The 12,617-nt window shown below is 64.8% G+C and carries 9 protein-coding genes and 1 tRNA gene; 4 read left to right on the forward strand and 6 right to left on the reverse strand.

The window, feature by feature from the left end; translation table 11 throughout:
- Positions 1-169: helix-turn-helix domain-containing protein (locus ACYCUK_RS05865; protein ID WP_461593944.1), on the reverse strand; the 169-nt coding region annotated here is incomplete at its 3' end.
- Positions 170-230: 61 nt separating this feature from the next.
- A complete protein-coding gene (gene mbfA, locus ACYCUK_RS05870) occupies positions 231-1,241 on the reverse strand; it encodes an iron exporter MbfA (protein ID WP_461593889.1) in 1,011 nt (336 codons plus the stop codon).
- 141 nt (positions 1,242-1,382) lie between these two features.
- Between mbfA and ACYCUK_RS05875 the strand changes: the two genes are divergently transcribed.
- Positions 1,383-1,610, forward strand: a complete 228-nt coding sequence (locus ACYCUK_RS05875; RefSeq protein ID WP_461593945.1) for a sulfurtransferase TusA family protein — start codon at positions 1,383-1,385, stop codon at positions 1,608-1,610.
- A 30-nt stretch (positions 1,611-1,640) separates the two neighbouring features.
- Here ACYCUK_RS05875 and galU read toward each other — a convergent pair whose 3' ends face one another.
- The 3 genes from galU to ACYCUK_RS05890 all read right to left on the reverse strand — a co-directional run bounded on the left by galU (position 1,641) and on the right by ACYCUK_RS05890 (position 5,969).
- Complete coding sequence (gene galU / locus ACYCUK_RS05880) at positions 1,641-2,513, reverse strand: UTP--glucose-1-phosphate uridylyltransferase GalU (protein ID WP_461593890.1); 873 nt, start codon at positions 2,511-2,513, stop codon at positions 1,641-1,643.
- Between the two features lie 107 nt (positions 2,514-2,620).
- A complete protein-coding gene (locus tag ACYCUK_RS05885; RefSeq protein WP_461593891.1) occupies positions 2,621-5,635 on the reverse strand; it encodes a valine--tRNA ligase in 3,015 nt (1,004 codons plus the stop codon).
- Positions 5,636-5,687: 52 nt separating this feature from the next.
- The gene (locus ACYCUK_RS05890) at positions 5,688-5,969 is read right to left on the reverse strand and encodes a hypothetical protein (RefSeq protein WP_461593892.1); all 282 of its coding nucleotides are present in this window, start codon (positions 5,967-5,969) and stop codon (positions 5,688-5,690) included.
- Between the two features lie 99 nt (positions 5,970-6,068).
- Between ACYCUK_RS05890 and ACYCUK_RS05895 the strand changes: the two genes are divergently transcribed.
- Together ACYCUK_RS05895 and ACYCUK_RS05900 are read left to right on the forward strand one after the other, a co-directional pair.
- Positions 6,069-8,342: a UvrD-helicase domain-containing protein gene (locus ACYCUK_RS05895; protein WP_461593893.1), complete on the forward strand. Its 2,274-nt coding sequence runs from the start codon at positions 6,069-6,071 to the stop codon at positions 8,340-8,342.
- Positions 8,343-8,495: 153 nt separating this feature from the next.
- On the forward strand, positions 8,496-9,896 hold the full coding sequence (locus ACYCUK_RS05900; RefSeq protein ID WP_461593894.1) for an IS701-like element ISCARN42 family transposase: 1,401 nt from the start codon (positions 8,496-8,498) through the stop codon (positions 9,894-9,896).
- 117 nt (positions 9,897-10,013) lie between these two features.
- On the opposite strand, the gene ACYCUK_RS05905 is transcribed toward ACYCUK_RS05900, so the two are convergent.
- A tRNA-Leu gene (locus ACYCUK_RS05905) sits at positions 10,014-10,098 on the reverse strand.
- A 113-nt stretch (positions 10,099-10,211) separates the two neighbouring features.
- On the opposite strand from ACYCUK_RS05905, the gene rnr reads away from it, so the two are divergent.
- A complete protein-coding gene (rnr, locus tag ACYCUK_RS05910) occupies positions 10,212-12,602 on the forward strand; it encodes a ribonuclease R (RefSeq protein WP_461593895.1) in 2,391 nt (796 codons plus the stop codon).
- Positions 12,603-12,617 lie beyond the last annotated feature (15 nt).

The raw sequence follows: 12,617 nt of genomic DNA on the forward strand, positions 1-12,617 counted from the left end.
TGAGTTCCTTGAGATGGAAGGACAGCGAGGACGGCACGATGCCGGTGGCCTCGCTGATTTGCCCCGCGGCCATGCCGGCGGGTCCTGCCTGAACCAGAGTGCGGAACACGCGCAGACGCGAGTCTTGTGCCAGGGCGGCCAATGCGCTGAGAGCTTGGTTCGTTTCCATATTTCTATGATTATAGAAATATTGGCGGAAGTCAAGCCGGTGAAGAAAAAACCTGCCGGCCCTAGGCGCTGCCGATCAGGATGCCGACGGCGAACACCAGCAGCCCGCCGACCACCACCTGCAAAATTGCCAGAGCGAAAGGTGCCTCCATATAGCGTTTGCGGATCCAGGCAATGACCACCAGCTCGACGGCCACGACCGCGAACGCCAGCGCGGTGGCGGTGGCGAAGTGCGGAATCAGGTAAGGCAGGGCGTGGCCCAGGCCGCCCAGCGTGGTCATCAAGCCGGTGACGGCGCCGCGCAGCACCGGGCTGCCGCGTCCGGTGAGGGCGCCATCATCCGACAAGGCCTCGGCGAACGCCATGCTGATGCCGGCGCCGATGGCGGCGGCAAGACCCACGAGGAAGGTGTTCCAGGTGTTGTGCGTGGCGAAGGCCGCGGCGAACAGCGGCGCCAGCGTGGAGACCGAGCCGTCCATCAGCCCCGCCAGCCCCGGCTGGATGAACTGCAGCACGAACATGCGGCGCTGGGTCTCGCGCTCGGTGTGCACGGTGTCGGGCGTGATGAAGCGGTCGCCCAGGGTTTCGGCCTTCGACTCGTGCTTGCTTTCCTCGGCGGACAGATCGCCAAGCAGCTGGCGGATGGCGGCGTCGCTGGTGTGGCGCGCGGCCTGGGCGTAGAAGCGCCGCGAATCGGCCTCCATCAACTCGGCCTGAGCGCGTATGGTTTCCAGGTCCAGCGGCTGCATCAGCCACAAGGGCTTGCGCTCGATGAAGCCGCGCACGTCCTGCCGCCGGATGAGCAGAATGCGTTCGCCGAAGCGCTGGCGGTAGAGCTCGATCAGCCGGTGGCGATGCCCGTCCTCCTCGGCTGCCATGCCGCGGAACAACTGCGCGGTGTCGGGGTAGTCGGCAGCCAGGGTGTCGGCGTAGGTGTTGTAGATGCGCGCGTCGTCTTCCTCCAGCGCAATGGCGAGGCTCAGGATCTGCTGCTCGTTGAGTGCGGTGAAATTCAGCCCGGCCGAGGAACGACCGGCGCGCACCGGAAAGTTGAACCAGGAAGCCAAACCCATGATCGGCACAAGGAGGGTGGGGACAGGGTCATTGTGCTGCCGAAACCGGCATGGGTGGATTGAACTTTTAAAATCAATCCATTGAACAAACCATGACGAGGGGACGACATGAGCGACAGCGCAGCGGTGGACAAGGTGGACATGGAGGTGGACATGGAGGTGGATGCGCGCGGCCTGAACTGTCCGTTACCCATTCTCAAGGCGAAGAAGGCGCTGGCCGGGATGCAAAGCGGGCAGTTGCTGCGCGTGCTGGCCACCGACCCGGGCTCGGTGCGCGACTTCCAGGCCTTCGCCCGGCAGACCGGCAACGAACTGGTGGAACAGAAGCAGGAACCCAATTCCATCGCGCATGTGATGCGCCGGCGTTGAAAGGTCGGCCGCAAGCCAGCCCGGCTCAACTCAGAGCTTCAGTCCCTTGAGGTATTCGGCGAACGCTGCCCCGGTTTCCGCGTGGGCCAGGCCGAGTTGCACCGTAGCCTCCAAGTATCCCTGTTTGCTGCCGCAGTCGAAGCGGCGGCCTTGGTAGCGGTAGGCGTACACCGCCTCCTCCGCCAGCAGCGCGGCGATGCCGTCGGTGAGCTGGATTTCGCCACCGGCGCCGGGCTTGCCGTTGCGCAGGTGATGAAACACCCGGGCACTGAGGATGTAGCGGCCGACCACCGCCTGGGTGCTCGGAGCCACCTCGGGCGCCGGCTTTTCGACAATGCCGGTGAGCGAGGTCAGGCCGGGCGTGATCTCCTGCCCACTGACGATGCCGTAGCGCCGCGTGTGCTCGCGCGGCACGTCTTCGGTGGCAATCACGCTGCGGCCATGGCGGCCGTGAATCTCCACCATCTGCGCCATCACCGGCGGCGTGCCCACCAGCAAATCGTCCGCCAGGATGACGGCGAAAGGCTCATTGCCCACCAGCCGCTCGGCGCACAACACCGCCGCGCCCAGGCCATTGGCCACCGCTTGGCGCACGAACACGCATTGCACTTCGGCCGGCTTGACGCTGCGCACGACCTCCAGCATGGCGGTCTTGCCAGCGGCTTCAAGCTCGTGTTCCAGTTCGTAGGCGGTGTCGAAATGGTCTTCAATGGCGCGCTTGTGGCGGCCGGTGACGAAAATCATTTCGGTGATGCCGGCGGCGTAAGCCTCTTCCACCGCGTACTGAATCAGCGGCTTGTCGACCACCGGCATCATTTCCTTCGGCGTGGCCTTGGTGGCGGGCAGGAAGCGGGTGCCGAGACCGGCGACGGGGAAGACGGCTTTGGTGATGACGGGTGGCATGGTCGGACAGAAGGTTGTGGATCACTGCAGCATAGCGGCGGCATGCGACAAATCGAACCCCCGGAATGCTGGCTGCTTGGCGTCGACGCGAGAGCAGCCTCGCCGGCTCAGGCAGCAACCTGCAGGCGGTCGAGCTGCTCCTGCACTTTGGCGAGCAGGGTCTGGAAATCGGCCATGCGCTGGCGTTCCTGCGCCACCACGGCGGGCGGGGCGCGGTCGACGAAACTGGCATTGCCCAGCTTGCCTTGCGCCTTGGCGATTTCGCCTTGCAGGCGCAGCACTTCCTTGCCCAGGCGATCGCGCTCGGCAGCCACGTCCACTTCGACGAACAGGGCAAACTGCGTCGCGCCCAAGGCGCTTGTTGGCGCCGACTGCGTGGCCGCTTTCCATGCCGCTTCATCGGCAAACACCCTTACTTCCGACAACTTGGCGAGCGCCTGCAGAGCCGGGCGGTGGCGCTCGATCAGCGCCACGTCGCCGCGGGCCAGCAGCGGCAGGCGCTGTGCGGGCGACACGCCGAGTTCGCCGCGCAGATTGCGGCAGGCGTCGACCAGTTGTTTGAAGGCGGCAATCTCGGCTTCCGCTGCTTCGTCAATTTTGCCCGGCTGCGCCTGCGGATACGGTGCCACGCTCAAGCTGGCGCCGCGGCGCCCGGCCAGCGGGCCCACCGTCTGCCACAGCTCTTCGGTGATGAAGGGCATGATGGGGTGGGCCAGGCGCAGCACGGTTTCCAGCGTGCGCACCAGGGTGCGGCGCGCGGCGCGTTGTTGCGCGGGCGTGCCGGTGGCGATCTGGGTCTTGGCGATTTCCAGATACCAGTCGCAGAACTCGTCCCACACGAATTGGTAGATGGCCTGTGCAGCGAAGTCCAGGCGGTAGTCGGCAAAGCCTTGCGCCACCTGCTGCTCAGTGCGCTGAAGCAGCGAGGCGATCCAGCGGTCGGCCGCGTTGAAATGCATAGAGCCTTCGGGGCCGCAGCCGCCGTCGCCGGGCCGTCCCAAGGCGGCGATAGCCTCCCCGGGGGGCAGCGAGCCATCGCGAGCGTGGGGGTCGCTGCCGTCATTGCATTGGTCCATCCCACGATCGAAGTCACTCAGGCCATCGACTTGCATCAACACGAAGCGCGTTGCGTTCCACAGCTTGTTGCAGAAGTTGCGATAACCCTCGCAGCGCTTGGTGTCGAAGTTGATGTTGCGGCCCAGCGTGGCCATCGAGGCAAAAGTGAAGCGCAGCGCGTCCGCGCCGTAGGCCGGAATGCCCTCGGGGAATTCTTTCTCGGTGGCCTTGCGCACGGCGGGCGCGGTTTCAGGGCGGCGCAGGCCGCTGCTGCGCTTGTCGAGCAGGGCGGGCAGATCGATGCCGTCGATCAGGTCCACGGGGTCGAGCACATTGCCTTCGCTCTTGCTCATCTTCTTGCCGTGCGCGTCCAGCACCAGGCCGTGGATGTAGACATGCCTGAACGGCACCTTGCCGGTGAAGTGGGTGGTCATCATGATCATGCGCGCCACCCAGAAAAAGATGATGTCGAAGCCCGTGACCAGCACGCTCGATGGCAGGAACAAGTCCATCTCGCGCGTGGGCTCCGGCCAGCCCATGGTGGAGAAGGGCACCAGCGCGGAGGAATACCAGGTGTCGAGCACGTCCTCGTCACGCTGCAGCGCGCCGGTATAGCCGGCGGCCTGCGCCTTGGCGCGGGCTTCATCTTCGCTGCGGGCGACGAACAGTTGGCCGTTCTCGCCATACCAGGCCGGAATCTGGTGGCCCCACCAGAGCTGGCGCGAGATGCACCAGTCCTGGATGTTGTTCATCCACTGGTTGTAGGTGTTCACCCAGTTCTCGGGCACGAACTTCACCGCGCCGCCGGCCACCGCGTCGATGGCCTTCTGCGCAATGCTCTTGCCGTCCGCGCCGGGTTTGGTCGTGGCGACGAACCATTGGTCGGTGAGCATGGGCTCGACGATCTGGCCGGTGCGGGCGCAGCGAGGCACCATCAGCTTGTGTTTCTTCACCTCGACCAGCAAGCCTTCGGCTTCGAGCTGGGCGACAATTTTCTTGCGCGCCTCGAAGCGGTCGAGGCCTTGCAATTGCGATGGGATGCCAGCGTCGGTGGCTAACGGCTGGTCACTTGTCCCTGAGCTGATCTTGACTCCAGGATGCAGTTCGGCGCGGTACTTATCCCATCCTTCCGAGACGGTCGCTGGATTGTTATCGATGATGCGCGCATCCTTAGTCAGAATGCTCAGCATCGGCAGCCCATGCCGTTGCCCCACCGCGTAGTCGTTGAAGTCATGTGCGGGCGTCACCTTCACCACGCCGGTGACGAAGTCCTTGTCCACATAGCTGTCGGCGATCACCGGCACCAGACGTCCGGTGATGGGCAGCCTGGCCTGCTTGCCGATCAAGTGCTGGTAGCGCGTGTCGTCCGGGTGGACCATCACCGCCGTGTCGCCGAGCATGGTCTCAGGGCGGGTGGTGGCCACCACCACGCTGTCCGAGCCATCGGACAGGGGGTAGCGGATGTGCCACAGAAAACCGTCTTCCTCGGCGCTCTCCACCTCCAGGTCACTCACCGCGCTCTTGAGCACCGGGTCCCAGTTCACCAGGCGCTTGCCGCGGTAGATCAGGCCTTCCTCGTACAGGCGCACGAAAGTCTCCATCACCACCCTGGACAGTTTGTCGTCCATGGTGAAGTACTCGTGCTCCCAGCTCACCGAGTCGCCCATGCGGCGCATCTGGTTGGTGATGGTGTGACCCGATTCCTGCTTCCACGCCCACACTTTTTGCGCGAAGGCCTCACGCCCCAGGTCGTGGCGGCTGATGCCCTGCGCCTGCAACTGCCGCTCCACCACGATCTGCGTGGCAATGCCCGCGTGGTCGGTGCCCGGCACCCACAGCGTGTTGTCGCCCAGCATGCGGTGGTAGCGGGTGAGCGTGTCCATCACGGTCTGGTTGAAGGCATGGCCCATGTGCAGCGTGCCCGTCACATTGGGCGGCGGGAGCTGCACGCAGAACGAGGGTTTGGCGGCGTCCAGCGCGGGGGCGAACACGCCCAGTTCCTCCCAGCGCGCGCTCCAGCGCGCTTCGATGTCGTGCGGTTCAAACGATTTGGCAAGTTCAGTCATGGGAATCCATCAAACGGTAAGGATGCTCGGGCCGGCGTTGATCGGGCGAGGTTCAGTTGCCCGGGTTGGCGGTCAGCCAGCTTTGCAGTGCCTGTGCCATCAGCGCGTGGATGCCGCCTTCATGCGCCACCGCGCGTTCACGCAAGCGCTGCGCCAGTGCCGGTGGCAGCCGGCAGGTGACCGGCTCCAATTTGATCGCGGCAGGGCCGGTCGGGCGCTCACGCTTGGCTGCGGCTGCACCCTGCGCAAAGCGCTCGGGAATGCCCGCGGTTTTCATCTTGCCGTCGAGCTTTTTGGCCAGATTCTTGACCAAATCGGTTTTTTTCATGCTCATGGGCGACCTCTTCCAAGTAAAGAGTGACATTGTCTCGCACCGGCTCTTGGGCATGCTTGGCACGACTATGGCGCAGGGTGGGGCTCCTAGAATGACGCCATGTCCGATCTGCTGCTGCACCTCAATCCCGAACAGCTTGCCGCCGTCACGCTGCCCCCTGAAAACGCGCTGATCCTGGCCGGTGCCGGCAGCGGCAAGACGCGGGTGTTGACCACCCGCATTGCCTGGCTGATTTCCACCGGGCAGGTGTCGCCCGCAGGCGTCTTGGCGGTGACCTTCACCAACAAGGCGGCGAAGGAAATGCTGACGCGGCTTTCGGCCATGTTGCCCATGCCGGTGCGCGGCATGTGGGTGGGCACTTTTCATGGCCTGTGCAACCGTTTTTTGCGGGCTCACTGGAAAACCGCCGGGCTGCCGCAGACCTTCCAGATTTTGGACACGCAAGACCAGCTCTCCGCCGTGAAGCGCCTGCTCAAGGGGCTGAACGTGGACGAACAGCGCGCGCCGCCGAAGCAGGTGCTGTGGTTCATCAACGGCATGAAGGAGCAGGGGTTGCGTGCCAAGGACTGCGAGGTGCGCGACGCCCAGAGCCGGCTGATGGCCGAGGTGTACGCCGCTTACGAGGCGCAGTGCCAGCGCGAAGGCGTGGCCGACTTCGCCGAGCTGCTGCTGCGCACTTACGAGGTGCTGCGCGACCACGCCGAGATCCGCCAGCATTACCGCGCGCGCTTCCGGCATATCCTGATCGACGAATTTCAGGACACCAACCGCCTGCAATACCAGTGGCTCAAGCTGCTGGCCGGGCCGAGCGAGCCGCAGCCCAGCGCGGTGGTGGCAGTGGGTGACGACGACCAGAGCATCTACGCCTTTCGCGGCGCCAACGTCGGCAATATGGACGACTACCAGCGCGAGTTCCATGTGCACCACCTCATCAAGCTGGAGCACAACTACCGCTCGCACGCCAACATTCTCGACACCGCCAACCACCTCATCGCCCACAACAACCGCCGCTTGGGCAAGAACCTGCGCACCGAGGCGGGCGCCGGCGAGCCGGTGCGGGTCATCGAGCAGCCCAGCGATCATCAGGAAGCGGCCTGGGTCGTGGAGGAAATTCGCCTGCTGCTGCGCGAGGGCTACACGCGCGACCAGATCGCGCTGCTCTACCGCTCCAACGCGCAGTCGCGGGTGATCGAGGGCGCGCTGTTCAACGCCGCCATTCCCTACAAGGTGTACGGCGGGCTGCGGTTTTTCGAGCGCGCCGAAATCAAGCATGCGCTGGCTTATCTGCGCCTGCTCGACAACCCGCAGGACGACACCGCTCTCCTGCGCGTGGTGAACTTCCCGCCACGCGGCATTGGCGCGCGCACGCTGGAGCAGTTGCAGGACGCGGCCAGGTTGCGCGCCGTGCCGCTGGCCGATGCCATCTCGGCCCTGGGCGGGCGCGGCGCGCTCAGTCTGCAGGCCTTCGTCGACCTGCTGGCCAAGGCCCGGCTGGATTGCGCCGCCATGAGCCTGCCCGACCTTGTTCGCCACGCGCTCGGTGTCTCCGGCCTGCTGGAGCATTACCGCAACGAGCGCGACGGCCAAGACCGGGTCGAAAACCTGGAAGAACTGGTGAACGCCGCCACCGCTTTCGTCACGCAGGAGGGCTTCGGCCTCGACGCCGAGGCGCTGCGCGAGCGGCCGCTGTCGGAGCAGGCGCTGCAGAACCTGCAAGCCATCGACCCCGCCACGGGCGAGACCCTTTCGCCGCTCACCGCCTTCCTCACCCACGCCGCGCTGGAGGCGGGCGACAACCAGGCCCAGGCCGGGCAAGACGCTGTGCAGATGATGACGGTGCACGCCGCCAAGGGCCTGGAGTTCGACGCCGTGTTCATCACCGGCCTGGAGGAGGGCTTGTTCCCGCACGAGAACGCGATGAACGAGGCCGATGGCGTGGAGGAGGAGCGACGGCTGATGTACGTGGCCATCACCCGCGCGCGCAAGCGCCTGTATCTGAGCCACGCGCAAAGCCGCATCCTGCACGGCCAGACGCGCTACAACCTGCGCAGCCGGTTTTTCGACGAGTTGCCGCAAGAGACCTTGAAGTGGCTGTCGCCCAAGGCCGGCAAGCCGGCTTCATCCTACGCGCCCAGCCTGCGCGCGGCCTGGAGCGATGAACCTGCGGTGCCGTTCACGCCCTCGGCCGCCGGCGCGCCCGCTGCGGGCCATGGTTTGCGCGTGGGCCAATCGGTGTTTCACACCAAGTTCGGCGAAGGCGTGATTCTCACGCTCGAAGGCCAGGGCCTTGATGCCCGCGCCCAGGTGCGATTCAAGCGCCACGGACCGAAATGGCTGGCCTTGAACATCGCCAAGCTCACCCCGGTGAATTAAGGCGACGCTGAATCAGTTCCCGTGATGCAGCGCGCCGCGCATCGGGAAGGGATGCGATGCGCACGGAGGGACTTGTTCAGCGTTGCCCTAATCTTACTGTGTCAATAGAATTGTGGCACTATACCCACCTCTTCACTCTTCAGATGAGGAACGATGGGTGCAAGCGAACGGTTTGATCAGTACTTGAGCCACTTGTTCGAGGGGTTGGGGCATGCGGCTCGTCACGCGGGGCTCAGGGGCTACTGCACGGGGCTGATGCTGCCGCTGACTCGCAAGAGCGTGGAGCCGATGGCCGCACGGGTCGACCCCCTGCACGCCAGCGCCCGACATCAGTCGCTGCACCACTTCGTGGCCAAGGCAGAATGGTCGGATCGGGAGATGCTGCGCCGGGTCTGCCAATGGGTCGTGCCGCAGATGGACTTCAGTCGTGGCGGCTGGTGGATCATCGATGACACGGGGTTCCCGAAGAAGGGCAAGCATTCGGTCGGCGTGGCCCGTCAATACTGCGGGATGCTGGGCAAGCAGGACAACTGCCAGGTCGCGGTGAGCGTATCGCTGGCATGCGATCAAGGCAGCGTCCCTGTGGCATGGCAGCTCTATCTCCCCGAGGATTGGGCCGCTGACCCGAAGCGCAGAGCCCAGGCCGGGGTACCCGAGGAGTTGCGCTTCGCCACGAAGACGCAGATCGCGTTGGCGCAGTTGCGCACCTTGCTGGCCGAAGGCGCGCCGCACCATTGCGTGTTGGCCGATGCCGGCTATGGCGTGGACACCGCCTTCCGGCGGGCATTGAGCGACATGGGGCTGGAGTACGCCGTGGGCGTGACCTCGGCAGTCGTGGTTTGGCCACCCGGGGTTGAGCCGCTGCCACCCAAGCCCTACAGCGGCACGGGCCGCCCGCCTGTGATGCCGCGGCGCACCGCCCGGCTTCAGCCGATGAGCGTCAAAGAGCTGGCCCTGTCGTTGCCGGCGCAGGCGTTCCATACGATCAGTTGGCGCGAGGGCACCCATGAGCCACTCAGCGGGCGCTTCGCAGCGCTGCGTGTGCGCCATGCCGGCGGCAACGCCGGAAAAGCTCGGTTGCGCCCACTTCAGTGGTTGCTGATCGAGTGGCCAGCGGGCGATGCAGAGCCGAGCAAATACGTTCTGTCCACGCTACCCGAAGACACACCGATCAACGAACTGGTCAGCGCCGCCCATCAGTGCTGGCGCATCGAGCGCGACGACCAGGACTTGAAGCAGGACTTCGGGCTGGGTCATTACGAGGGCCGCGGCTGGCGAGGGTTCCACCACCATGCCGCTCTAAGCATCGCGGCCTACGCGTTCCTGATGGCCGAGCGACTCATTGCCGACAAGCCCGTCGGTGGCAAAAAAAACTTCATCGAACGCCAAGTGCCTGCCCTTCCCAAAGATTACATCCCCCGAGGCAGTCCTGCGCGCGCAGCGGCACGTGGAGCACTCGATCACGACACTGCGGCGCAGCCTGAGCTACGCACTGCTCGCCCGCCTCGGACAGTGTCCTTGCTGTGGCGGAGCAAGCAAAAACTCATTTTGTGACACAGTAAGACTAAGACCGACACCGTGTTGCAGCAACGTTTTCAGGCGTTAAAAAGCCCGGCAATTCAACGAATTGTCGGGCTTTTCGGCTGCTGCAGGTGTTGCGTTAAGCTGTCTTGGTGCCCAGAAGAGGACTCGAACCTCCACGCCTCGCAGCGCTAGTACCTGAAACTAGTGCGTCTACCAATTCCGCCATCTGGGCAAGCGCCAAATCTTAGCAGGAAATTCAAGGCTGTCCAGTATGCTGCGCAAGCAATGAACATTGTGCAGCGAGCCTCACGGCTCCGGCGCAGCAACAACAAAAGGAATCTGACAGTGATTGTCGAAGGCATTGTTCAAGGCCATCGCGACGGCTATGGCCTCGTGGTTTCGGAGCAGGGTGCGCAGGATGTTTATCTGGCGCCGCAGCAAATGCGCTCGGTCATGCATCTCGACCGGGTGCGGGTGAAGATCGTGCGGCAGGACAAGCGCGGCCGGCCCGAAGGGCAGGTGATCGAAATTCTCGAGCGTTCACGTCGGCCGGTGATCGGGCGGCTGTTGCACGAAAACGGCATTTGGTTGTTGGCCCCGGAGGACAGGCGCTATGCGCAAGACATCCTGATTCCGGCCAGCAGCATCGGCGCTGCCAAGGTGGGGCAGGTGGTGAGTGTCGAGATTTCCGAGCCGGCTTCACCCTATAGCCAACCCATGGGCAAGGTGACCGAGGTGCTTGGCGCCTTGCACGATCCCGGCATGGAAATTGAAATCGCGGTGCGCAAGTATGGCGTGCCGCATCGCTTCAGCGCCGAGACGGAGAAGCAGGCCGCAGCCTTGCCCGGGCATGTGCGCGAGAAGGATCGCGAAGGCCGCTACGACCTCACCGACGTGCCGCTGGTGACCATCGATGGCGAGGATGCGCGCGACTTCGACGATGCGGTCTACAGCGAACCGGTCCGCATCGGCCGCGAAGACGGCTTTCGCCTCATCGTCGCCATCGCCGACGTGTCGCACTACGTGAAGCCGGGAGATCCGCTCGATTTCGACGCGCTGGAACGCGCCACCTCCGTGTACTTCCCGCGCCGCGTCATCCCGATGCTGCCGGAGAAGCTGTCCAACGGCCTGTGCTCGCTCAACCCCAAGGTCGAGCGGCTGTGCATGGTGAGCGACATGCTCATCAACAGCCAGGGCGAACTCAAGGCTTACCAGTTCTATCCGGCCGTGATGCGCTCGCAGGCGCGCTTCACCTATACCGAAGTGGCGGCGATTCTGGAGAACACGCGCGGGCCGGAGGCCCAGGCGAATGCCGCGCTGGTGCCGCATCTGCTGCACTTGTACGACGTGTATACCGCCTTGCTCAAGGCGCGTCGCCTGCGTGGCGCGATCGACCTCGAAGTGCCGGAAACCCAGATCGTGTGCGATGCCAGCGGGCGCATCGAGAAAATCGCGCTGCGCACCCGCAATGAGGCGCACCGGCTGATCGAAGAGTGCATGTTGGCGGCCAACGTCAGCGCGGCCGATTTTCTGGAGCGCAACAAGCACCCCGGCCTCTACCGCGTGCACGAAGGGCCGACGCCCGAGAAGCTCGCGCTGCTGCGCAGTTTTCTCAAGACCCTGGGCATTGCCGCGCATATCGGCGACGACCCGGAACCCTCCGACTACCAGCAGCTCTCGGATGCCGCACGCGACCGTCCGGATGCAGCGCAGATCAACGCGCTCATGCTGCGCTCCATGCAGCAAGCCATTTACACGCCGCACAACAGCGGGCATTTCGGTCTGGCTTACACCGCCTATGCCCACTTCACCAGCCCCATCCGGCGCTACCCCGACCTGCTCACGCACCGCGCCATCAAGGCCATTCTGGCCGGTGGCAAGTACAAGCTGCAACCGCCCGAAAGCCTGGTGTTGTCGCTGCCCAGCGTGCAGTCCAAATCCAAGGCGGCGCAGGCGAAGCTCAAGGCGGGCGAGGATATCGTGCCCAAGCGCACCAAGACCTCATCGGCCGACGTCATGGTGTGGGAGGCCGTGGGCCAGCATTGCTCGGCCAACGAGCGCCGGGCCGACGAGGCCACGCGCGACGTGGAGAGCTGGCTCAAGTGCTGGTATATGCGCGACAAGCTCGGCGAGGAATTCGTCGGCGCCATCACCGCGGTCACCAGCTTCGGGATTTTCGTGCAGCTCACCAGCCTGTTCGTTGAGGGGTTGATTCACATTTCCGAGCTCGGCGCCGAGTATTTTCGTTTCGACGAAGCCCGCAACGAGCTGCGCGGCGAGCGTACCGGCAAGCGCTACGGCCTGGGCGACCGCGTGCTGGTGCAGGTCAGCCGCGTCGATCTGGATGGCCGCAAGATCGACTTCCGCATGGTGGCCGATCCCCTGCATCCGGCCGGTGCGCCCAGCACTGCCAACGGTTCGGGCTCACGCCGCCGAGGCCGCCTCGAAGCCATGCTCGCGCCGCTGGATACGCCCATGGACGACAGCGACAGCAGCTTGTTCGTGCCCCATGCGGCCATGGAGCGTGCGCCCTCTTCATCCAAGCGCAAGCGCGGCGGCGGGACGATGGAAAGCCAGTCGGCGCCTGCCGACGAGTCGGCGACGAAGAAAGCACCCAAGGCCAAGTCGGCAACGGCATCCAAGGGGCAGGGCGCGACAGCCGGCAAGCCAGCGGGCCGCAAGACTTCTGCGGCAGGAAAGTCATCTCCAGCCAAGAAGCGCAGCCGCACGAACTGAGATCAACGCACCGTC

This window comes from Thiomonas sp. (assembly GCF_054608695.1).

Excerpts from the sequence above, each read along its gene's own strand:
- mbfA (WP_461593889.1), bottom strand. The coding sequence starts at position 1,241 with ATGGGTTTGGCTTCCTGGTTCAACTTTCCGGTGCGCGCCGGTCGTTCC.
- ACYCUK_RS05875 (WP_461593945.1), top strand. The coding sequence starts at position 1,383 with ATGGAGGTGGACATGGAGGTGGATGCGCGCGGCCTGAACTGTCCGTTA.
- galU (WP_461593890.1), bottom strand. The coding sequence starts at position 2,513 with ATGCCACCCGTCATCACCAAAGCCGTCTTCCCCGTCGCCGGTCTCGGC.
- ACYCUK_RS05885 (WP_461593891.1), bottom strand. The coding sequence starts at position 5,635 with ATGACTGAACTTGCCAAATCGTTTGAACCGCACGACATCGAAGCGCGC.
- ACYCUK_RS05890 (WP_461593892.1), bottom strand. The coding sequence starts at position 5,969 with ATGAGCATGAAAAAAACCGATTTGGTCAAGAATCTGGCCAAAAAGCTC.
- ACYCUK_RS05895 (WP_461593893.1), top strand. The coding sequence starts at position 6,069 with ATGTCCGATCTGCTGCTGCACCTCAATCCCGAACAGCTTGCCGCCGTC.
- ACYCUK_RS05900 (WP_461593894.1), top strand. The coding sequence starts at position 8,496 with ATGGGTGCAAGCGAACGGTTTGATCAGTACTTGAGCCACTTGTTCGAG.